Here is a 21390-nt window from a genome sequence, read left to right as displayed (position 1 = left end):
ATCAGTCACCGGTCCCGATGAGGCCGCCGCGGCGCCGCATCAACAGTGCGGTGCACGCCATGGCGAGGACGAACAGGACGAGCGCCCCGGCACAGGCAGTGCCGTAGTCGAAGCGCTGGAAGCCGACGTTGTAGACGAGTTGGGGCAGGGTCAGGGTGGACGCCTCCGGATAGCCCGGCTCGAAGGGCTGCCCGGAGCCGCCCATCTTCCCGGAGGCGACCTTGGCGGCCACGATCGGCTGGGTGTAGTACTGCATCGCCGAGATGACCCCGGTGACGACGGCGAAGAGGACGATCGGGGAGATGTTCGGCAGGGTGACGAAGCGGAACCGCTGGAAGCGGGAGGCCCCGTCCAACTCGGCGGCCTCGTACTGCTCCTTCGGCACGTCCAGCAGTGCGGCCATGAAGATCACCATCAGGTCGCCGACGCCCCACACCGCGAGGACGGTGAGCGCGGGCTTGGACCAGTCGGCGTCGTTGAACCAGCTCGGGGCCGAGATCCCCACCGTCTCCAGCAGGGAGTTGACCGGCCCGGTGCCCGGGTTCAGCAGGAACACGAAGGCCAGCGTCGCGGCGACCGGCGGCGCCAGGTAGGGCAGGTAGAACAGGGTCCGGAAGACCCCGGTGGCCGTCTTGATCTTGGTGATCAGCAGCCCGACGCCGAGCCCGAAGGCGACCCGGCAGGTGACCATCACCAGGACCAGCCAGAGGGTGTTCTGCATCGCCGGCCAGAACTTCGGGAAGTCGTTGAAGAGGTACGACCAGTTCGCCAACCCGTTCCAGGTGGGCGGTTCGAAGCCGTCGTACGCCATGAACGAGAAGTAGACGGTCGACACGAGCGGGTAGGCGAAGAAGAAGCCGAACCCGATCAACCAGGGCGAGAGGAAGGCCAGCGTGCGAAGCGCCGAGCGGCGGCGCTTCGCACGCAGCGGGTGCGCGGTGGACACGGTTACCGGGAGACCTTCGCGAGGTCCGTGTCGATCTGCTTCGCGGTCTCCTCCAGACCGGCCTGGAGGTCCTTCACCTTGCCGGACTCGTAGCGGTAGCCGAAGTCCTGGAGGGTGTTCTGGTAGCCGATGCCGTCGACCGCCCCGGGCGAGGTGTTCGACTTGGGGTGCTTGGCGATGTCCAGGAAGGTCTTGAAGCGCGGGTCCAGCTTCAGGTCGGGCGAGTCCAGGGCCGCCAGGGTGGACGGGACGTTCTTGATCCCGTTCGCGAACTGCACCACCGCCTCCGTGTCGGTGGTCATGTACTTCACCAGCTCCCAGGCGGCGTTCTTCTTCTTGCTGTGCGGGGAGATGCCCATGATGGTCCCGGAGAGGTAGCCCTTGCCGTACTCGTCGACCTCGTCGTCCGCCACCGGCAGCGGCGCCACCCCGATCTCGAAGCCGGGGTCGGCCGCCTCGGCCATGCCGAGCCGCCACTCCCCGTCGAGCTGCATGGAGACCTGGCCCTCGTGGAAGGGGTGCTCGGCGGCCCACTCGTCGCCGAAGGTGGTGCGGTACTTCTCCAGCTTCTCGAAGCCGCCGAGCTCGTCGACCATCTTCTTCTGGAAGGCGTACATCTCCTTGAAAGCGGGGTCCTTGGCCACGTTGGACTTGCCGTCCGCGTCGAAGTAGGCGTGGTTCCACTGGGAGATGTAGTGCGAGACGACCGTCTCGTAGCCGTGGTAGTTCGGCATGAAGCCCAGGGTCTCGTAGCCGTCGCCCTTGGTCTTGGTCAGCTTCTTGGCGACCTTCAGGAACTCGCTCCAGGTCTTGGGCGGCGCCTCGATCCCGTGCTTCTCGAACTCGTCCTTGTTGTAGTAGAGCCCGTACGCGTCCGACAGCAGCGGCATCGCACAGCGGGTGCCCTCGAACTCGGTGTACTCCCGCAGCACCTTGGAGAAGGTCTTCTCCAGGTCGATCCCGTCCTTCTCGATGAACCGGCCCAGGTCGGCGAAGGCGCCCGAGGAACAGAACTTGCCGACGTTCGCGGTGGTGAACGAGGAGATGACGTCAGGGCCCTTGGAACCGCCCGCCCGCAGGGCCTGGTTGAGCTTGTCGTCGTTGATCCCGCCGACGACCTTCACCGTGATGTTCGGGTGCTTCTTCTCGAAGCGGGCGATGTTGTCCTCGATCGCCTTCACTTCCGAGGGGGCGGTCCAGCCGTGCCAGAAGGTGATCGTCGTGTTCGCGGACGCGTCGTCGTCGGCACCCGTCGAGGACTGGCCGGTGCAGGCCGTCGCGAAGAGGGCTATCGAGGTGGTGGCGGCGAAGGCGGCCGCCGCCCTCCGACGGAACGCGGGCATTCTGAGCATGACGAGGTCTCCCTTGAGCGGTTCGGCAAACGGGTGGGGGATGGTGCGCCGTACATGTGCTGTGCAGAGAGGTGCGTGTGGTGCTGTCGGTGCGGGACGGGTCCAGTGGGATAGGGGACGGGTGGGCAGTGGGGGGAGTGGGGGGAATCCGGGGGACCGGATCCCGTGGGGGGTCAGGGGGCGCGCGAGGTGTCGAACACCTCGTCGCGGGTGGCCGCGAGCGCGCTCTCCAAGGCGCCGCGCAGCACCGGGTGGCCGCGGACCTCGCCGACGACCAGCCGGGGACGGGGGGCGGCCAGGTCCCGCAACTCGGCCTGGACCAGCGACCGCAACACCTCGCCGCCGGCAGCGAGCACCGAACCGCTGAGCACGATCAGCTCCGGGTCCAGCACCGAGACCAGGGAGGCCAGGCCGGTCGCCAATCCGGTGGCGTAGGTGCGCAGCAGGTCCTCGTGGGCGTCGTCGGAGTGTCCGCGGTGGCGGGAGGGCGCGGGGCCGTCACGGGCGTCGAGGCGGGCCGCGGCCCGCCCGATCAGGGCGGCGGCGACCTCCGGGTGGGAGCCCTCGGGCACCGGGGCGATGCCGAACGAGCGGGCCAGCCGGGCCACCACCTGGGCGCCCGCCAACTCCTGGTAGCCACCGCTGTTGGTCCGGGTCACCTGACGCATCAGCGGGGCGCCCGGCACCGGGAGGAATCCCACCTCGCCGGCGCCGCCGGTCCAGCCGCGGTGCAGCCGGCCGCCGAGCACCAGGGCGGCGCCCAGGCCGTCCTCGTTCCACAGCAGGACGAAGTCCTCGTGGCCGCGGCCCGCGCCCAGCCGCTGTTCGGCGAGGGCCACGAGGTTCACGTCGTTCTCGTACTCGACGGGCATCGGCAGCGCCGCTGCCAGCTCGTCGAGGAGCGAGGGGGCGTGCCAGCCCGGCAGGTGCGAGGCGTAGCGCAGTCGACCGGTGGTGGGGTCGAACGCGCCCGGGGTGCCGATGACCAGGCGGTGCACCTCGGACCGGGTCAGTCCGGCGTCCGCGGTCGCACCGTCCAGGGCCTCGGTCACCAGGTCGACCACCGGCCGGGCGGTGCGGCGCCCGGGGGTGCGCAGGGCGAACTCGCCGACCGTGCGGCCGGTGATGTCGGCGACGGCGGCGCGGATGCCCTCGGGGCGGACGTCCAGCCCGGCGGCATGGGCGGCGGCCGGATTGACCGCGTACAGCTGGGCGTTGGGACCGGGTCCGCCCTCGGTGGTGCCGGTGGCCACCACCAGGCCCGCCGCCTCCAGCCGGGCCAGCAGCTGGGACGCGGTGGGCTTGGAGAGCCCGGTGAGCGTGCCGATCCGGGTGCGGGACAGCGGCCCGCGGGCGAGCAGCAGGTCCAGTGCCGCCCGGTCGTTCATGGTGCGCAGCACCCGGGGGGTGCCCGGGGTGCCGCCCTGGCCCGTGGTGCCGGCGGGGTGGGGGCGCCCGGTGGGGCCCTGGGCGTTCATCGCGGAACCACCCGCCCTCCTCTCCGGCCGCCGTCCGGCACTGTTAGGAAACTTTCCTATCTGATGCACGGGACGGTAGGGGGCGGGCCGTGCACGCGTCAATGCCGGGGGCGCGCGGCTACCAAGTCGTTATCCGTCCCCGTCCGGAGGGCCCGGACACGACCGTGCCCCCGGCCGGGGACCGGGGGCACGGGACTGCGCGGGGCCGGCGGATCACTTGGTGAGGTTGGGGCCCGGCGGTATCGGGGCGGTGGCCATCGACTGAGGCGAGGCCGCGTTGCCGTACGCGGAGGGCGCCGCCATCCCCGCCGTCGGGTCGCCCGCCGCGTCCTCGCCGTCCTGCTGGAGCGGGAGCCCGCCGACGAGCTGGATGCCCGCCGCGTCGAAGGCCCGCTTGATCCGCCACCGCAACTCGCGCTCGATGCCGAGGGACTTGCCGGGCATCGTCTTCGCGGAGACCCGGATCACCATCTGGTCGATCAGCACGCTGTCCAGGCCCAGGATCTCGATGGGCCCCCACAGCTGCTCGTTCCACGGCTCGTCCTTGGCCATCCGCTCGGTGACCTGGGCGAGCGTGGTGCGCACCCGGTCCAGGTCCTCGCTGGGGCGCACGATCACGTCGACCCCGGCAGTGGACCAGCCCTGCGAGAGGTTGCCGACCCGCTTGACCTCGCCGTTGCGGACGTACCAGATCTCGCCGTTGTCCCCGCGCAGCTTGGTCACCCGCAGGCCCACCTCGATGACCTCGCCGGAGGCCACGCCGGCGTCGATGGTGTCGCCGACGCCGTACTGGTCCTCCAGGATCATGAACACCCCGGACAGGAAGTCCGTGACGAGGTTGCGCGCGCCGAAGCCGATCGCGACGCCCGCGACGCCGGCCGAGGCCAGCAGCGGGGCCAGGTCGATCTGGAACGTCGACAGGATCATCAGGGCGGCCGTGCCCATGATGAGGAACGAGGCCACCGAGCGCAGCACCGAACCGATCGCCTGCGAGCGCTGGCGCCGTCGCTCGACGTTCACCAGCAGTCCGCCCAGTGCGGTGCCGTCGACGGCCTGCGCGGTCCGGTTCATCCGGTCGATCAGCTTGGTGATCGTCCGCCGGATCACCGCCCGCAGCACCAGGGCGATCACCAGCACCAGCAGCACCCGCAGACCGATGCTCAGCCAGGTCGACCAGTTCTGCTCGACCCAGCTCGCGGCGTTCGTCGCCTTCTCGTGAGCGTCCTCCAGGGTGCCGGGCCCCTCGGAGCCCTCGGCCGACAGGACGGACAAGAACACGGCACGTACCTCCAGGCGTAGCGGCCTGCCCGGCCGGGGGAGAGGCGGGCGCGGGCCCGCCTGGATCGGGCAGACACACCACACTAACGGGGCAGTGCGGCCCGAACAGTGGTCTGCGCCACGCCCGCCGGGACGGCCGCGGGCCGCGCCGCCCGCCGCCCGAGGCCCCCACCACCTGCGCCGCGACCCCCTCGCGCGCCCCGCCGTGCGGCCCCCGCCGGCCAGCGGGCGGACCGGGGACACGGGGGGAACGTGAGAAAAAACTCCCCCACCCCGTTACCCGGAGGTGGTGGCGCGTCCACCAGGCAAGAGGGGAGACTGAACGAGATCGTCCCGGCGCGAGCCACGCGCCGCCGGCGTACAAGGAGGCAGTCCGTGCCGCACGTCCTGGTCCTCAACGCGTCGTACGAGCCCCTCGGTGTCGTACCGCTCCGCCGCGCGCTCGTCCTCGTCCTGGAGAACAAGGCGGTCTGCCTGGAGGAGTCCGGCGCCTTCCTGCACAGCGCGACCGTCACCGTCCCAGCCCCCAGCGTCGTGCGTCTCAAACGCTTCGTACGGGTCCCCTACCGGGGGCCCGTTCCGCTGACCCGCCGCGCCCTGTTCGCCCGCGACGGCGGACGCTGCATGTACTGCGGGGCGGTCGCCACCAGCGTCGACCACGTCATCCCGCGCAGCCGGGGCGGCCAGCACGTCTGGGACAACGTCGTGGCCTCCTGCCGGCGCTGCAACCACGTCAAGGCGGACCGGCACCTGGTGGAGATCGGCTGGCGGCTGCGCCACCAGCCCGCCCCGCCGACCGGACTGGCCTGGCGCATCATCGGCACCGGTCACCGGGACCCGCGGTGGCTGCCCTACCTCCAGCCCTACGGGGCGGAGGACGCCCTGGCCCGGATCGACGGGGTCTCCGCCTGAGGCGGCGGCGACCCCGACCGCGCCCGGAACCGGTCAGCGCCCGCCGATCGCGTACGCCTCCACCGACCACAGCGAGTACCCGTAGCGGGTGCCGCGCCGGTCTCCCTGGACGCGCACGAACCGCACGTCCCGCGCGTCCATCCGGACCGTCTCGCGGCCCCCGCGCCCGTCGGTGACCGTCGCCGCGGTGCGCCAGGTGCGGCCGTCCGAGGAGACCTGCACCCGGTAGCGCTTCGCGTGCGCCTCCCACCGCAGCACCACCTGCCCCAGCCGCACCGGGCGGTCCAGCTCCACCGACCACCAGGAGTCGTCCTCGGCGGGGGAGGACCAGCGGGTGGCGGGATCGCCGTCCACCGCCGACGCGGCCGGGAAGTCCGGGGTCTCGTCGGCGGACGAGCCGGCCCGCGCCCCGCGCGCCAGATCGGGCCCCCCGGTCTCGGGGAAGGCCCGCACGGTCAGCACCTCGGTCCGGCCGCCGAAGGCCACCGCGACCCGGTAGTTCCCCGCGGGGGTGTCCTTCGGCACGCTCAGCACGAGCGGCACCTCCAGCCGGGTGCCCCGCGGCACCAGCACCTGCTTCGGCACCCGCACCTCGACGCCCTCCGGCGCCCGGACGGTCACCTTGCCGCGCACCGCGCCCGGGCGCTGCCCGGTGAGCCGGACGGTCACCTTCCGCGGCTCGCCGCCGAGCGCCACGTCCACCTCCGTCCGGGCCAGTGCGAAGGCGGCGGGATCGGTGTCCGCGTACCAGGGGACCAGGTGGCGCACCCGGGAGGGCTCGGGGCCGCTCACCCGCAGACCCCGCACCTCCACGTCCTCGGTCGACAGTTCTGTCCAGCCGTCCGCGGACAGGTCGCCCAGCCGCCGCCAGCCCTCGCCCTCGACCAGCGCCTCCACCGCGCCCACGGTGCCCGGCTCGGTCAAGGCGGTCACCGCCGACAGCGGCCGGGGCCGGTCGAAGGCGAGGGTCCGGCCGTCGCCGGCGCCGGTCGGCTCCGGCTCCGAAGCCGCCCCCGACCAGGTGGCGAACGCGGTCCGGGCCCGCTTCAGGAACGGCTCCAGCACCCCGTCGCCCACCGTCACCCCGGCGGCCCGCACCTGAGCCAACTGCCGGTCCAGGTCCCGGGCCTGTTCCCAGGCCGCCGCCCCGTCACCGCGGTCCATGGCCGCCAGCAGGTCCAGGGCGCCCACCCCGGCCGTGCCGTACCGGGCCAACTGGTCCGCCCACGGCCGGACCTCGTCGTACAGTTCGGTGCCGGTCAGGTCCCGCGGCACCCAGGTGAGCTGCTCGAAGGCCGACCGCAGCCGCCGTTCGTCCGCGGCCCGGTCCTTCGCCCCCGGCTGCCGCGAGCCCCAGAACCCGTCCACCAACGGACGCAGATAGGCCGACTCCTCCGCGCCGAGCACCGAGGACGCGTCGTGCGCGGCCAGCGCGGTCACCGCCGCCCGGGTCCGCTCCGACTCGCCCGCGGAGACCGCGTCGATCGCCGCCCGCCAGGAGGCGCCGGGCTGGTAGGCGCGCGGGTTCCAGGCGAAGTCCGCGGCCGTGAAGAGCGGGATGCGGGACGCCACCGGCTGCTGCATGGCGTTGCTCAGCAGCGCCGCGGAACGCCCCGCCACCGCGGGCGCCCGCCCCAGGTAGGGGCCGAGGAAGACCCGGTCCCGGGCGAAGTCGTTGACCGGGTAGTTGTCCATGGTGACCACCGGGCGGCCGAACGCCGACCGGACGCGGGCGAGTTCCGCGCCGGTGATGGTGCGCGGCACCACCCCGACCCCGGTCCACGCCACCTCCACGGGCGCCCCCGCCGACGCGGAACCGTCCAGGCCGGCCGCGAGCGCCCGGCGGTAGGGGGTCTCGCCGTCCTGGTAGTACTCGGTCGGCATCACCGACAGCGGGGCGGCGCCCGGGTACCGCTCCGCCAGGTGCCGGGCCACCGCGCTCGCCACCCGGGCGTGCGCCCGCGCGGCGGCCTGCGGGCCCGAGCCGAACGCCTCCGCGTCCTGCCGGCAGTGCCACTCGCTGTAGCTGACGTCCTGGAACTGGAGCTGGAAGGCCCGGAACCCGAGCGCCCACATCGCGTCCAGCTTCCGGTTCAGCGCCTTGACGTCCGCCTCCGAGGAGAGGCACATGCCCTGCCCGGGCGCCACCGCCCAGGCCAGCGTGACGTGCTGGCGCCCGGCCCGGTCCGCCAACTCCCGGAACTCGGCGCGCTGCGCCGCCGGGTAGGGCTCGCGCCAGCGGGCCTGCCGGTACAGGTCGTCGCCCGGCGCGTACAGGTAGCGGTTCTGCTTGGTGCGGCCCAGGAACTCGACCTGGGCGAGCCGCTGCTGGTGCGTCCACGGGGTGCCGTAGAAGCCCTCGGTCATGCCCCGCACGGCCGTGCCGGGCCAGTCCCGGACCGCCACCGGGGCGATCCGGGACCCCTCGACGAGCTGACGCAGGGTCTGCACCGCGTGGAACAGTCCGTCGGGGCCGGCGCCCGCGAGGGCGACGGTGGCCCGGCCGCCGTGCTTGCCCACCGCCAGCCGGTAGCCCCCGGTCGGCAGGTCGCCCCGGGCCGGCGCGCCCAGCGCCCGCAGGACCGCGTCCAGCCGGGCGCCCGCGGCGGTGCCCAGGGGGCCGCCGTCCCCGGTGTCCGGGCCGACCCGGATCACCAGCGCGGACCCGTCGGGCACCCGGTCCCGGTCGGACAGCCGGATCACCCGCCGGGCGCCCGCCTCCTGCACCAGCGCCGTCAGCTCCGCCACCGCGTGCTCGTCGACGCCGCCCGGGGCGACCAGGAGCACCTCCTCGGTGACCCGTACCGAGGTCTTGCCGGCGCGCACCTGCTGGGGGCGCGGCCACACCGCGGGCACCGGGCCCTCCTTCGCCGCCCGGACGCCCGGGGTCGGCGCCGAGTCGCCGGACACCCCGGGGACCGGCGCGCCGGTGCCCCCGCTGGCGCCCGGGGCGTTGCCGGGCTGGTGCGGGACGGCGGAACCGGGGGTGACCGCCCCGGGGGCGGCGCCCGGCGGGGTGGACTGCTCGGCCGGGCCCGCCGCGGTGGGCGCGCCCACCCCCGAGGTCGCCCCGAGCGTCGAGGGCCCGCCGCCCAGGGCACCCGCCATGAGGGCCGCGGCGACCGCTCCCGCCTTCGTCCTGCGCTTTATCACGGCGCCCGCCCTTTCCGCCCGTGCTGGGCCGCCGTTGGCCCAAAACGTTACGGAGCCCACCACTCGGTGGGGGAGCATGTCAACGTCAGTGGCCGTTGTGCCGGTTTTGCCCGGACGGACGCGCTTCTGCGGCGCCCTGACGCGCCGTCGGTCACAGTGCCTCCATGGCGACCACCGCGCCGGCCCCGCCGCCTCCGCGACCGGGGCGGGTGACCCCGACCACGATCGCGGGTGGATCGCGTCTGCCGGCGGCCGACCCGGGTAGGGGCCCGGGGAGCACGCCCCCCGTACTGCGGCGATCGGCGCGGCACCGGGTGGGTCCCGACCACGACCCCAGCCGAAGGAGACCCCGATGACCGGGTCCGCACGCCTCCTGCTCGACGCCCTCACCCCGCAGGTCGAGGACGCCGGGCACCCCCCGGCGCTCGTCGCCCCCGCCCTCCCCGCCCCGGCCGGGCCGCCCGACGACCGCCGGCCGGTCCGCGGGGGTCCCCCGTCCCAGCCGACCGCCGTCCCCTTGACCAGCGAACCCCCGCTGGCCGCCACCGCCCCGCTGACCAGCGAGTCCCCGTACACCGCGGGTCTGCCGCTGACCAGCGAACCCACCGCCCCGGCCGCCGGCCGGGACCCCTCGGTGGCCTGAATGCCGCTGGCCCGGCTGGCCGCCCTGCACGGGGTCGCCACCTCCTACTCCCCGGCGCCCGGCCGTACCGTCGAGGCGTCCCCGCGCGCCGTGCGCGCCGCCCTGGCCGCGCTCGGGGTGGACGCCGGCGACGCGGAGCGGACCGCCGCCGCCCTGGCCGCCCGCGAGGCGGAACTGCGCACCCGACTGCTGCCGCCCACCCTCGTGTGGTGGCCGGACCGGCCCCCGCGGGAGCTGCTCGGCCTGCCGACCGGCACCCGCGTCCGCATCGCGCCGGACCCGGACGGGCACCCGGTGCCGGTCGCGCCCGTCGGGGACGGCGGGTGGACGGCCGGCCCGGGGGTGGTCCCGGTGCTCCCCGAGGGCTTCCCGCACGGCGTGCACGCCCTGACCGCCGCCGCCCCGGACGGACGTGCCGTCCGCACCCACCTCGTGGTCGCCCCCGAACGCGCCCCCGCCCCGGCCGGCCGGTCCCACGGCCTCCTGGTGCAACTCCACTCCCTGCTCTCCCGCCGCTCCTGGGGCATGGGCGACCTCGGCGACCTGGCCGACCTCGCCGACTGGGCGGGCACCGAACTCGGCGCGGGCTTCGTCCAGCTGAACCCGTTGCACGCGGCCGTGCCCGGCGACCCCGGCGACCCGTCCCCGTACCGGCCCTCCTCCCGCCGCTTCCCCGACCCCGTCCACCTGCGGATCGAGGACGTCCCCGAGCACGCCCGGCTCCCCGCCGCCGCCCGGGCCGAGTTCGACGCCCTCACCGCCCGGGCGGCCGAACTGCGGCACGGCGTCCTGGACGGCACCGCCCTGATCGACCGGGACGCCGTCCGCGCGCTGAAGCGGCAGGCCCTCGACCTGCTGGCCGCGGTGCCGCCCGACCCCGGGCGGCGTGTCGCCTACCGGGAGTTCACCGCCCGGGAGGGCGCCGCCCTGGACGACTACGCCACCTGGTGCGCCCTGGCCGAACGCCACGGTCCCGACTGGCGCACCTGGCCCGGGGGCCTCACCGACCCCCGTTCGCCGGAGACCGACCGGGCGCGGGCGGAACTCGCGGCACGGATCGACCACCACCGCTGGCTGGTCTGGCTCACCGTCGGTCAACTGGAGGACGCCGGGCGCGCCGCGCGCGCGGCGGGCATGCCGATCGGCCTGGTCCACGACCTCGCGGTCGGCGTCCATCCGCACGGCGCCGACACCTGGGCCGGGCAGGACCTCTACGCCGCGGACACCTCGATCGGGGCGCCCCCGGACGACTTCGCCCCGCAGGGTCAGGACTGGGGGCTGCCGCCCTGGCGCCCCGACCGCCTCGCGGCCACCGGGTACGCGCCCTACCGGGCGCTGCTGCGCGCCCTGTTCCGGCACGCCGGTGCGCTGCGCATCGACCACGTCATGGGCCTGTTCCGGCTCTGGTGGGTGCCCGCCGGCGGGCCGGCCGCCGAGGGCGCCTACGTGCACTATGACGCGGAGGCGATGCTCGCGGTGCTGGTCCTGGAGGCCGACCGGGCGGGCGCCGCGGTCATCGGCGAGGACCTCGGCACGGTCGCGGACGGGGTGCGCGAGGCGCTGCGCGCCCGGGGCGTCCTCGGCACCTCGGTGCTGTGGTTCGAACGCGGCGGCACCGGTGAGCCGCTGCCCCCGGACGCCTGGCGTCCCGACTGCCTCGCCACCGCCGCCACCCACGACCTGCCGCCCACCGCCGCCCGTCTGGCCGGCACCGACGTCGACCTGCGGGACTCGCTGGGCCTGTTGGGGGAACCGCCGGACGAGGCCCGGGCCGAGGCCGCCCGCGCCACCGGGGCCTGGCTGGACCTGTTCGCCCGGTGCGGGCTGCTCGCCCCCGGTTCGGCGGACGACGAGGTGGAGCGGATCGGGGCGGTCCACCGCTTCCTGGTGCGCACCCCGGCCCGGCTGGTGGGGGTCTGGTTGCCGGACGCGGTCGGCGACCGGCGCCCGCAGAACGTGCCCGGCACCCGGGACGAGTACCCCAACTGGAGGCTCCCCGTGGCCGGTGCCGACGGCCGCCCTCTGGCCCTGGAGGACCTGGTGGCCGCGCCGCGGGTGCGGGCGCTGGTCGAGGCGCTGCGGTGGCCCGTCGCGCCGGACGGCTGACCTCCGGGGTCGGTGCCGGCCGCGGTTCCGGGACCCCGGGCGCGCGGCCCGGGCGGGCGTTCGCTACGTTGGCACCGTGAAGAAGAACGCCCTGCGCGCCGGCGCCCTGGCCTCCGGCACGACGCTGATGATGCTGCTCATGTCGTCCCCCGCGCTCGCGCTGACCCGCGACGACGGTGACGACCCGGCTCCCAAGCTGAGCGTGGTCGAGACCGTCGGTCTCTTCGTGGTCACTCCGGTGGTGCTGTTCCTGGTCATCGCCGGTCTGGTGATCGTGGGCGACCGCTCCGGCAAGCAGCCCAAGCAGGGCTGACCCCCGACGCTCCGCCACGAGGGCGGCGACCGCCGAGGCGCGGTCGCCGCCCTCGTGCTGCTCGGGCGGGCGTCAGTCGGTGGCCGCCGGGCCCTCGACCCCCGTCAGCAGCACGCGCAGCAGCCCGGCCAACTCCGTGGCCCGCTCCTCGTCCAGCGCGGCCAGCGCCTCCTGCTGCACCTCCAGACCCGCCACGACGGCCCGGTCCACCAGCGCGAGCCCTTCCTCCGTCAGGGTGACGCGCAGCGCCCGCCGGTCGTGCGGGTCGGGCGCCCGGCGCAGGAACTCGGCGCGCTCCAGCTTGTCCAGCCGACCGGTCATCCCCCCGCTGGTCAGCATCAGCGTCGCGGCGAGCTGCCGGGGCGAGAGGGTGTACGGCTCGCCCGCTCTGCGCAGGGTGGCGAGCACGTCGAACTCGCCGCGCGAGATGCCGTGCCGGCCGTAGGTCCGCTCGGCCCGGTCGGCCATGGCGCGGGCCAGCCTGGTGATCCTGCCGAACACCTCCATCGCCCGGGTGTCCAACTCGGGTCGCACCCGGGCCCACTGGTCGATGATCGCGTCCACGGCGTCGGGCGCGGTCGCCGGGGCGGCGGGCGGTTCGACGGCGGGACGGCCGGCGGGGCCGGGGGCCGGGGCGTGTGTGGTCATGGGCGAATTATCCGTATCTCTCGGTCGCTGGCGAACAAGTCACTGTCTCATTGGTCACCCGGAAGCAAGAAGGTTGGCAGGAATAAACTTAGCGCTAAGCTGCTTCCTAGCGAGTGATCTCCGGTCGTGCCGCGTACGACGGCCGGAACCCGCCCAGACCTCCGGGGGACCGCAAGTGAACCGTGCCGCCACCATCGCCCTGACCGCCCTCGCGCCCGTCTCCTGGGGCTCCACCTACGCCGTGACCACGGAGTTCCTCCCACCCGACCGGCCCCTGTTCACCGGGGTGGTGCGGGCCCTGCCCGCCGGACTCGTCCTGCTGGCGGCGGTCCGGCTGCTGCCCACCGGGGCTTGGTGGTGGAAGTCCGTGGTGCTGGGCGCGCTGAACATCGGCGCCTTCTTCCCCCTGCTGTTCCTCTCCGCGTACCGGCTGCCCGGCGGGATGGCGGCGGTCGTCGGCTCGCTCGGCCCGCTGTTCGTCGCCGGACTCGCCGTCCTGCTGCTCTCCGAACGGCCCAGCGCGCGCACCCTGCTCACCGGCATCGCCGCCGCGCTCGGGGTGAGCCTGGTGGTGCTCAAGGCCACCGGCGCCTTCGACGCGCTCGGCGTCGCCGCGGCCGTGGGGTCCAGCCTCTCGATGGCGACGGGCACCGTGCTGACCAAGCGGTGGGGCCGCCCCGCCGGGGTCGGCCCGCTGGCGCTCACCGCCTGGCAGTTGACCACCGGCGGTCTGCTGATGGTCCCGCTCGCCCTCGTCGTCGAGGGGGCGCCGCCCGCCCTGGACGCCCCCGCGGTCGGCGGCTTCCTGTACCTCGCCGTCGCCAACACGGCCCTCGCGTACTGGCTCTGGTTCCGCGGCATCGGCCTGCTCTCCGCCACCCAGGTGACCTTCCTCGGCCCGCTCTCCCCGCTCACCGCGGCGATCATCGGCTGGGCCGCCCTGGGCGAGGCGCTGACCCCGCTCCAGGTGGCCGGCATGGCCCTGGCCCTCACCGCGACGCTCGCCGGCCAGCTCCTGCCGGCACGGCGTCCCGGGCCCGCCGCGGTTCCCCCGCCGGCCCCGGCCCGGTCCTCGCGGCGGGCCTCCCGCTGACACCCGGAAGGGGGCGCGCGGACCTCAGTCCGCACGCCCCCTCCTGGTCACCGGGGGTCAGCCCGCCGCGGCGTCCGCGGCCCGGGCCCGCAGCGCCCGCTCCACCCCGGACCTGGCCTCCGAGACCAGCCGCGCCAGCGCCGGCCCGGGCGCGGCCGAGGCCACCCAGGCGTCCGTGGCCGCCACGGTCTCCGCCGACACCTGCAACGCCGGGTAGAGCCCCACCACGACCTGCTGGGCCATCTCGTGGGACCGCGACTCCCACACCCCGGCGATCGCGTCGAAGTACTTCGCCGTGTACGGCTCCAGCAGTTCCCGCTGGTCCGTCTGGACGAAGCCGCCGATCACGGCCTCCTGCACCGCGTTCGGCAGGGCGTCGGACTCCACCACGGACGCCCACGCCTCCGCCTTGGCCTCCGCGGTGGGCCGCGCGGCCCGGGCGGTCGCCGCGTGCCGCTCGCCCGCCGCGGTCCGGTCCCGCTCGTACTCGCCGGCGATCTCCACCTCGTCGAAGCGCCCGACCGCGGCCAGCCGCTGCACCAGCGCCCAACGCAGCTCGGTGTCGACGGCGAGGCCCTCGACGGTCTGGGTGCCGTCCAGCAGCCCCTCCAGCAGGTCGAGCTGCTCGGGGGTGCGCGCGGTCGCCGCGAACGCCCGGGCCCACGCCAACTGGTGGTCGCTGCCCGGCTCCGCCGCCCGCAGGTGCGCCAGCGTCGCCTCGGTCCACCGGGTCAGCCCGGCCTCCTGCCACGCCGGTGCCGCGTACAGGTCCAGCGCCAGCTTGGCCTGCCGCTGGAGCGACTGGACGACCCCGATGTCGGACTCCTTGGCGATGCCGGACAGCACCAGCTCCAGGTAGTCCCGGGCCGGCAGTTCGGCGTCCCGGGTCATGTCCCAGGCGGAGGCCCAGCACAGCGCCCGCGGCAGCGACTCGGCGAAGTCGCCCAGGTGCCCGGTGACGTACCCGAGGGACTCCTCGTCCAGTCGGACCTTGGCGTACGACAGGTCGTCGTCGTTGAGCAGCACGACCGCCGGACGCCGCACGCCGACGAGCTGGTCCACGGCGGTCAGTTCGCCGTCCACGTCCAGTTCGACCCGCTCCACGCGCACCAGCTTGCCGTCCGCGTCGGGGGAGTAGAGGCCGACCGCGATGCGGTGCGGGCGCAGCGTCGGCTCCCCCTTGGCGCCGACGGGCAGCGCGGGCGCCTCCTGGCGCACCGCGAAGGAGGTGATCACCCCGTCCCCGTCGGTCACGATCTCGGGCCGCAGCACGTTGATGCCGGCCGTCTCCAGCCACTGCCGGGACCAGTTCCTCAGATCCCGCCCGGAGGTCTCCTCCAAGGCGCCCAGCAGGTCGGAGAGCCGGGTGTTGCCGTAGGCGTGCCGCTTGAAGTACTGCTGCACCCCGGCGAAGAAGGCGTCCTGGCCCACGTACGCGACCAGCTGCTTCAGGACGGAGGCGCCCTTGGCGTAGGTGATGCCGTCGAAGTTGACCAGAACGTCGTCCAGGTCACGGATCTCGGCCATGATCGGGTGCGTCGACGGCAGCTGGTCCTGCCGGTACGCCCAGGTCTTCATGGAGTTCGCGAAGGTGGTCCAGGCGTGCGGCCAGCGCGAGCCGGGGGCGTACGCCTGGCAGGCGATGGAGGTGTACGTGGCGAACGACTCGTTCAGCCACAGGTCGTTCCACCACTCCATGGTGACCAGGTCGCCGAACCACATGTGGGCCAGTTCGTGGAGGATCGTCTCCGCGCGGACCTCGTACGCCGCGTCCGTCACCTTGGAGCGGAACACGTACTGGTCGCGGATGGTCACCGCGCCCGCGTTCTCCATCGCGCCCGCGTTGAACTCCGGCACGAAGAGCTGGTCGTACTTGGCGAACGGGTAGGCGTAGTCGAACTTCTCCTGGAACCAGTCGAAGCCCTGCCGGGTGACCTCGAAGATCGCGTCCGCGTCGAGGAACTCGGCGAGCGAGGGACGGCAGTAGATGCCCAGCGGCACGGACTGCCCGTCCTTCTCGTACGTGCTGTGCACCGCGTGGTACGGACCCACGATCAGGGCCGTGATGTACGTGGAGATCCGCGGCGTCGGCTCGAAGGTCCAGAGGTCGTCCTTCGGCTCCGGGGTCGGCGAGTTGGAGACCACCGTCCACCCGGCCGGCGCCTTCACGGTGAACTGGAACGTCGCCTTCAGGTCCGGCTGCTCGAACGCGGCGAACACCCGGCGCGCGTCCGGCACCTCGAACTGCGTGTACAGGTACGCCTGCTGGTCCACCGGGTCGACGAAGCGGTGCAGGCCCTCGCCCGAGTTGGTGTACGCGCAGTCGGCGACGACCCGCAGTTCGTTCCGCCCGGCCAGCAGGCCCGGCAGGGCGATCCGGGAGTCGGCGAACACCTCCGCCGGGTCGAGCACGGTGCCGTTGAGGACCACCTCGTGGACCGCGGGGGCGACCAGGTCGATGAAGGACTCGGCACCCGCCTCGGCGCTGTCGAAGCGGACCGTGGTCACCGAGCGGAAGGTGCCGCCCTCCTGCGCGCCGCTGAGATCGAGGTCGATCCCGTACGAGTCCACGGTGAGCAGCGAGGCGCGGCGCTGCGCCTCCTCGCGGGTCAGGTTCGTGCCAGGCACGCGTTCATCTCCTAGGTCGCACGACGATTCATGACGTTTCTCGCCATCTTTCCACGGGCCCCGACCGGGTCGCCCCGGGATATCCGGCCGTCCGTCCCCACCGTCGCTGACCACCCGGTTCCCCGGACCGTGCCCGGGCCGGCGGCGCGGGCGCACCGCGGCCGGGTCCCGTCCGGGGGTCGTCCCGCGCCGTTGTTCGAGGGGGTGGCCGCGCGGAGCCTCGGGGCATGACCACTGACCTCGGCGGGCCGCCGTCCGCCGCGCATCCGTCGTCCCCGGCGCGGGGCCGCGCCGCCGTGGCCGCCACCGCCGCCGCCACCTTCACTGTCGTCACCACGGAGATGCTGCCGGTCGGCCTGCTCAGCCCGCTCGGTGCGGGACTCGGCGTCTCGGAGGGCGCCGCCGGGCTCGCCGTCGCGCTGCCGGGCCTCGTCGCCGCGCTGGTCGCGCCGGCGTTCCCCGCCCTCGCGGGCCGCCACGACCGCCGGGTCCTGCTCTGCGGACTGATGGCACTGCTGGCGCTGGCCAACGCCGCGAGCGCCCTCGCCCCCTCCTACGGGGTGCTGCTGACGGCCCGGGTCGCGGTGGGCGTCTGCATCGCCGGGGTGTGGACCATCGCCGCCGCCCTCGCCCACCGCCTGGTGCCCGCGCCCGCGGCCGGCCGGGCCACCGCCGTCGTCTTCAGCGGGATCGCGCTCGCCTCGGTGCTGGGGGTCCCGGCCGGCGCGCTGGTCGGCGAGGTCGCCCACTGGCGCTGGGCGTTCGCGGCGGTCGGCGCGCTCGCCGCACTGGTCGCCGTGGTGCACGCGGTGCTGCTGCCGCCGCTGCCCACCGAGGCCGCCGTCCGCCCCCGGGAGATGGCGGCGCTGCTGCGGCTGCCCGTGCTGCGGACCGGGATGGCCCTCGTCGCCCTGCTGGTGACCGGGCACTTCGCGGCCTACACCTACGTGAGACCCCTGCTGGAACGGGTGGACGGGATCACGCCCGGGGCGGTCGGCGCCCTGCTGCTCTGCTACGGGGCGGCCGGAGTGGCGGGCAACTTCGCCGGCGGGGCGGTCGCCGGGCGCTCGGCGCGCCGGGCGCTGCTCGGGGTGTCGGCGGTGCTCCTGGTCACGGTGCCGCCGCTGGCCGTGGCCTCCGGCGGGGCGGCGCTGCCGGTGGCGCTGCTGGTGGTGTGGGGGTTCGGCTACGGGGGCCTGTCGGTCTCGGCGCAGGGCTGGGTCACGGACTCGGTGACCGGCGCGCGGGCCAGGGAGGCGGCGTCCGGGCTCTGCGCGGGCGTGTTCAACGCGGCGATCGCCCTGGGCGCGGCGGCGGGCGGCGTCTGCGCGGACCTCGCCGGGGTGTCCGTCGTGCCGCTGCTCACCGGGGCGACGGCGGGGGCGGCGCTGGCCGTGCTCCTCCTCGCCGCCGCGGGCCGGCACCCCGCGGAACCGGGATGAACCACGGGGCGATCTGGGTACGGGTACTCAGGACCGGGGCGCTCGGGTGTTCGAGGCTGGCGGCAGCAACCGCTTCCAAGGAGTGCCCGTGAACGCACGCACCTTCGTCCGCCTGGCCGTCACCAACCCCGTCTCGGCCGTGTACCTCGCGGTCTTCGGCGGCAGCGTCCTGTTCGCCACCGGTGTGACCCTGTTCGCCTCCGACCCGGGGTTCGTCTGGGTGTGGCCCGCCTTCGTCACCGCCCCGGCCTCCCTGGTCGCGGCCGGGATCGGCATGACGGTGTGGCACGAGGCCCCGTTCTGGGCGCTGCTCCTCGGGCTGGGGGTCTGCGCCCTGGTCCAGTCGTTCGCGCTCGGCCTCCTCGGGCACGCGGTGGGGCGCCTGCACCGCAGGAACACCGCCCGGCCGCAGCACGGCTGACGCGCGCCGCGCCCGCGGGACCCGGAACGGTCCCGGCGGGCGCGGACGGCGTGGAGCGGGGGTCAGCCGCGGGCGGCGCCCAGCTCGGCGGCGACGAGTTCCGCGATCTGCACCGCGTTCAGCGCGGCGCCCTTGCGGAGGTTGTCCCCGGAGAGGAAGAGCGACAGCCCGTGCTCGACGGTCTCGTCGGCGCGGATGCGGCCCACGTACGAGACGTCGCCGCCGGCGGCCTGGAGGGGCGTCGGGATCTCCGAGAGGGCCACCCCGGGCGCCCCGCCCAGCACCTCGCGGGCCCGCTCGACGCTCAGCGGCCGGGCGAAGCGCGCGTTGACCTGGAGCGAGTGGCCCGTGAACACGGGCACCCGCACGCAGGTGCCGGCGACCTTCAGCCCGGGGAGCTCCAGGATCTTCCGCGACTCGTGGCGCAGCTTCTGCTCCTCGTCGGTCTCCTGGGAGCCGTCGTCCACGATGCTGCCGGCGAGCGGGACCACGTTGAACGCGATGGGCCGCTGGTACACCCCGGGCTCGGGGAAGTCGACGGCCTCGCCGTCGTGGGTGAGCCGGTCCGCCTCGGCGACGACCTTCTGCACCTGTCCGTGCAGTTCGGCGACGCCGGCCAGCCCGGACCCGGACACCGCCTGGTAGGTGGAGACGACGAGGGCCTCCAGCCCGGCCTCCTCGTGCAGCGGACGCAGCACGGGCATGGCGGCCATGGTGGTGCAGTTGGGGTTGGCGATGATCCCCTTGGGGCGGTCGGCGACGGCGTGCGGGTTGACCTCGGAGACCACCAGCGGCACCTCGGGGTCGCGCCGCCACGCGGAGGAGTTGTCGATCACCACGGCGCCCTGGCCGGCGACCTTCTCGGCGAGCGCGCGGGAGGTGGCGCCGCCGGCGGAGAACAGCACGATGTCCAGACCGCGGTAGTCGGCGGTGGACGCGTCCTCGACGGTGATCGGGGTGCCCTTCCAGTCGACCGTGGAGCCGGCGGAGCGCGCCGAGGCGAACAGCCGCAGCTCGCTGACCGGGAAGTCCCGCTCGGCGAGCACCTTGCGCATGACCGTGCCCACCTGACCGGTGGCTCCGACGATTCCGATCCTCACGGTGACTCCTTCTGGTGCTCTGTCCGGGCGGGAGTGCTGCCCGGACGTACTTCGACGTCCGTACCGCGCTGTACGGGTGACATGGGGTGTTTCAACCCTGTACGTACACGTCTGGCGACGTACGAGGACGGTTCACGGTTCCATGATGCGTCCCTTCCCGTCCCGCGTGTCCAATCCACCGGCCGACGTTCCGAGGGCCGGGACGCCGGGCGTGCACCGGGGACCGTTCCCGGGCCCGGGGAATCCACACCGAACGTTTCGGGTCGCTCCGGCGTCGTAGGGGGGACACGGGCCGCCCCCGCCGGGGGCGGCCCGGTGCCTGGGGAGGGAGCGGTGTCCTTGCTGCGGCGACGGGACCGGAAGGAGAACGGGGGCCCGGGGGGAGCGGTCCGTGCCGCGGCCCCCGAGGACCCGTCTACGGGGGAGCGGGGGCGGTTTGCGGCGGCCGGTGCGCGCGGGGACGCGGTCGCGCCCCGCGGGGGAGGCGGCACGGCCGGTCCCGCCCGGCCCCGGGCGGTGACCGCCCGGTCCGCCGCGGACCCGCTCGATGCGCCCCTGGAGCGCCGGGTGCGCGCGATCCTGGCGCTCGGCGGAGTGCCGCAGTCCGACCTGCCGGACGGGGTGCAGCAGGTCAGGCTGCGGCTGCTCGAACGCACGGCGAGGGGCCAGGAGGCCCCTCGGGACCCGGCGGCCTGGGCGGCCGTCGTCGCCTCCAACCTCGCGGTGGACTGGCACCGCTCCCGCCGTCGCCAGGAACGCGTCGGCGAACGCCTGGCCGCCCTGCGGACCGAGGAGGAGGGCACCGGCGGCGAGGAGGTCCGGGTCCTCTCGGTGGCCCTGGCCACGGGACTGGACGCGCTGCCCGCCCCGCAGCGCCAGGTGGTGGTGCTGCGGTTCTACGCCGACCTGCCGGTGCGGGAGATCGCCGACCGGCTCGGCATCGCGGAGGGCACCGTGAAGAGCCGGCTGTACACGGCGGTACGGGCGCTGCGGGCGCTCCTGCACGAGGACGGGGTGGTCTGAATGGTGGCCGGGGCACAACTGCCTCCCGAGGACGCCGAGGACCCGGGCGGCGAGGCGTGGGACGAGGCGCTGATGGCCGCGCTGCTGGACGAACCGCTCCCCCCCGGGGCCGCGACCGACCCGGAGCGGGTCGCCGCGCACCGTGCCGCCCTCGCCGACCTCTCGGCGCTCCGCACCCGGATGCACCTGCTGGGCGACGCCCTCGGCGAGGCACCGGACCGCCCGGCCGACCGCCCGGTGCGGGACGGCGGCGGGGGCGCCCCCGGCGGCCGGCCCCGCCCCCGCGGCGGCAGCCGCCGCCCGCCCGGCCGCCGGGCGGTCCGGGTCGGTCGCGGCCCGGCCCTCGCGGTCACGGCCTGCGTAGCGGCCCTGGTGCTGGGCGCCGGCTGGCTGACGGGCGGCGGGTTCACCGGCGGCTCGGTGCACGACAAGAGCGCCGTCCCGGAGGCGGTGGAGGCACCGGCCGCCCGCGAACAGCGCTCGGCGGGCGAGCTCCTGGCCTGCGCCCGACGGGTCGCCGAGGGCACGGTCGCCCGCTCGGTGCCCCGCCCGGACGGCACCGGGGCGCGGGTCACCCTGGAGGTGTCGCGCAGCTACAAGCCCCGGCGCGGCCCGGCGCGGCTGGCCTTCGAGGCGGAGCGCGAGCGGGGCGCCGTGCCCGAGGTGGGCCAGCGGGTGCTGGTCTTCCTCCCCGAGGACGGGGCGGCGGACCCCGCCCACTGGGTCACCGGCGTCGAACTGGTCCGGGCGCGCGCCGCCCTGGCCGGGGCGGCGGACGGCGGGTGCGGGTGACCGTCCGCACGACGACGGGGCCGGTACGCGCGTGCGTACCGGCCCCGCGGGCACCTGCCGTC

The 21390-nt window shown here is 74.9% G+C and carries 17 protein-coding genes; 9 read left to right on the top strand and 8 right to left on the bottom strand.

Annotated features, from left to right (window positions below):
* Position 1: 1 nt before the first annotated feature.
* The 4 genes from ACSMX9_RS07770 to ACSMX9_RS07755 all read right to left on the bottom strand — a co-directional run bounded on the left by ACSMX9_RS07770 (position 2) and on the right by ACSMX9_RS07755 (position 5054).
* The gene (locus ACSMX9_RS07770; protein WP_366114590.1) at positions 2-946 is read right to left on the bottom strand and encodes a carbohydrate ABC transporter permease; all 945 of its coding nucleotides are present in this window, start codon (positions 944-946) and stop codon (positions 2-4) included.
* 2 nt (positions 947-948) lie between these two features.
* Positions 949-2289, bottom strand: a complete 1341-nt coding sequence (locus ACSMX9_RS07765; protein ID WP_445402926.1) for an ABC transporter substrate-binding protein — start codon at positions 2287-2289, stop codon at positions 949-951.
* A gap of 182 nt (positions 2290-2471) precedes the next feature.
* Entirely contained in the window at positions 2472-3776 is a 1305-nt protein-coding gene (locus tag ACSMX9_RS07760; protein WP_445401056.1) for an ROK family protein, read from the bottom strand.
* Positions 3777-3989: 213 nt separating this feature from the next.
* Positions 3990-5054: a mechanosensitive ion channel family protein gene (locus ACSMX9_RS07755; protein WP_445401054.1), complete on the bottom strand. Its 1065-nt coding sequence runs from the start codon at positions 5052-5054 to the stop codon at positions 3990-3992.
* 375 nt (positions 5055-5429) lie between these two features.
* On the opposite strand from ACSMX9_RS07755, the gene ACSMX9_RS07750 reads away from it, so the two are divergent.
* On the top strand, positions 5430-5966 hold the full coding sequence (locus tag ACSMX9_RS07750) for an HNH endonuclease (protein WP_445401052.1): 537 nt from the start codon (positions 5430-5432) through the stop codon (positions 5964-5966).
* A gap of 33 nt (positions 5967-5999) precedes the next feature.
* On the opposite strand, the gene ACSMX9_RS07745 is transcribed toward ACSMX9_RS07750, so the two are convergent.
* Entirely contained in the window at positions 6000-9119 is a 3120-nt protein-coding gene (locus tag ACSMX9_RS07745) for a beta-N-acetylglucosaminidase domain-containing protein (RefSeq protein WP_445401050.1), read from the bottom strand.
* Between the two features lie 352 nt (positions 9120-9471).
* Between ACSMX9_RS07745 and ACSMX9_RS07740 the strand changes: the two genes are divergently transcribed.
* From ACSMX9_RS07740 to ACSMX9_RS07730, 3 genes are all read left to right on the top strand, one after another.
* The gene (locus tag ACSMX9_RS07740; RefSeq protein WP_351243137.1) at positions 9472-9762 is read left to right on the top strand and encodes a hypothetical protein; all 291 of its coding nucleotides are present in this window, start codon (positions 9472-9474) and stop codon (positions 9760-9762) included.
* Positions 9763-11868 carry a 4-alpha-glucanotransferase gene (gene malQ / locus ACSMX9_RS07735; protein WP_445401048.1) on the top strand — a complete coding sequence of 702 codons (2106 nt, stop codon included), beginning with the start codon at positions 9763-9765 and terminating at the stop codon, positions 11866-11868.
* Positions 11869-11995: 127 nt separating this feature from the next.
* The gene (locus tag ACSMX9_RS07730; RefSeq protein WP_445402925.1) at positions 11996-12181 is read left to right on the top strand and encodes a hypothetical protein; all 186 of its coding nucleotides are present in this window, start codon (positions 11996-11998) and stop codon (positions 12179-12181) included.
* 72 nt (positions 12182-12253) lie between these two features.
* Here ACSMX9_RS07730 and ACSMX9_RS07725 read toward each other — a convergent pair whose 3' ends face one another.
* The gene (locus ACSMX9_RS07725; RefSeq protein WP_445401046.1) at positions 12254-12829 is read right to left on the bottom strand and encodes a MarR family winged helix-turn-helix transcriptional regulator; all 576 of its coding nucleotides are present in this window, start codon (positions 12827-12829) and stop codon (positions 12254-12256) included.
* A 175-nt stretch (positions 12830-13004) separates the two neighbouring features.
* On the opposite strand from ACSMX9_RS07725, the gene ACSMX9_RS07720 reads away from it, so the two are divergent.
* Positions 13005-13922: an EamA family transporter gene (locus tag ACSMX9_RS07720; protein ID WP_445401044.1), complete on the top strand. Its 918-nt coding sequence runs from the start codon at positions 13005-13007 to the stop codon at positions 13920-13922.
* A gap of 57 nt (positions 13923-13979) precedes the next feature.
* On the opposite strand, the gene pepN is transcribed toward ACSMX9_RS07720, so the two are convergent.
* Positions 13980-16550, bottom strand: coding sequence for an aminopeptidase N (gene pepN, locus ACSMX9_RS07715; protein WP_445401042.1), 2571 nt, complete (start codon positions 16548-16550; stop codon positions 13980-13982).
* A 227-nt stretch (positions 16551-16777) separates the two neighbouring features.
* On the opposite strand from pepN, the gene ACSMX9_RS07710 reads away from it, so the two are divergent.
* Complete coding sequence (locus ACSMX9_RS07710; protein ID WP_445401040.1) at positions 16778-17992, top strand: MFS transporter; 1215 nt, start codon at positions 16778-16780, stop codon at positions 17990-17992.
* Between the two features lie 88 nt (positions 17993-18080).
* Complete coding sequence (locus ACSMX9_RS07705) at positions 18081-18413, top strand: SCO4225 family membrane protein (protein ID WP_445401038.1); 333 nt, start codon at positions 18081-18083, stop codon at positions 18411-18413.
* 62 nt (positions 18414-18475) lie between these two features.
* On the opposite strand, the gene ACSMX9_RS07700 is transcribed toward ACSMX9_RS07705, so the two are convergent.
* Positions 18476-19513: an aspartate-semialdehyde dehydrogenase gene (locus ACSMX9_RS07700; protein WP_445401036.1), complete on the bottom strand. Its 1038-nt coding sequence runs from the start codon at positions 19511-19513 to the stop codon at positions 18476-18478.
* A gap of 516 nt (positions 19514-20029) precedes the next feature.
* Between ACSMX9_RS07700 and ACSMX9_RS07695 the strand changes: the two genes are divergently transcribed.
* Both ACSMX9_RS07695 and ACSMX9_RS07690 read left to right on the top strand, forming a co-directional pair.
* Positions 20030-20536 (top strand): RNA polymerase sigma factor, encoded by a 507-nt coding sequence (locus ACSMX9_RS07695; RefSeq protein WP_445401034.1) that lies wholly within the window; start codon positions 20030-20032, stop codon positions 20534-20536.
* Entirely contained in the window at positions 20537-21328 is a 792-nt protein-coding gene (locus ACSMX9_RS07690; protein WP_445401032.1) for a hypothetical protein, read from the top strand.
* The last annotated feature ends 62 nt before the right edge of the window (positions 21329-21390 follow it).

It is taken from the genome of Streptomyces sp. LE64, from assembly GCF_052606915.1.
The sequence above is the reverse complement of the archived record's forward strand: the minus strand, read 5'-3'. Positions and strand labels throughout refer to the sequence as shown.

Excerpts from the sequence above, each read along its gene's own strand:
- ACSMX9_RS07765 (WP_445402926.1), bottom strand. The coding sequence starts at position 2,289 with ATGCCCGCGTTCCGTCGGAGGGCGGCGGCCGCCTTCGCCGCCACCACC.
- ACSMX9_RS07760 (WP_445401056.1), bottom strand. The coding sequence starts at position 3,776 with ATGAACGCCCAGGGCCCCACCGGGCGCCCCCACCCCGCCGGCACCACG.
- ACSMX9_RS07740 (WP_351243137.1), top strand. The coding sequence starts at position 9,472 with ATGACCGGGTCCGCACGCCTCCTGCTCGACGCCCTCACCCCGCAGGTC.
- malQ (WP_445401048.1), top strand. The coding sequence starts at position 9,763 with ATGCCGCTGGCCCGGCTGGCCGCCCTGCACGGGGTCGCCACCTCCTAC.
- ACSMX9_RS07730 (WP_445402925.1), top strand. The coding sequence starts at position 11,996 with ATGATGCTGCTCATGTCGTCCCCCGCGCTCGCGCTGACCCGCGACGAC.
- ACSMX9_RS07725 (WP_445401046.1), bottom strand. The coding sequence starts at position 12,829 with ATGACCACACACGCCCCGGCCCCCGGCCCCGCCGGCCGTCCCGCCGTC.
- ACSMX9_RS07710 (WP_445401040.1), top strand. The coding sequence starts at position 16,778 with ATGACCACTGACCTCGGCGGGCCGCCGTCCGCCGCGCATCCGTCGTCC.
- ACSMX9_RS07690 (WP_445401032.1), top strand. The coding sequence starts at position 20,537 with ATGGTGGCCGGGGCACAACTGCCTCCCGAGGACGCCGAGGACCCGGGC.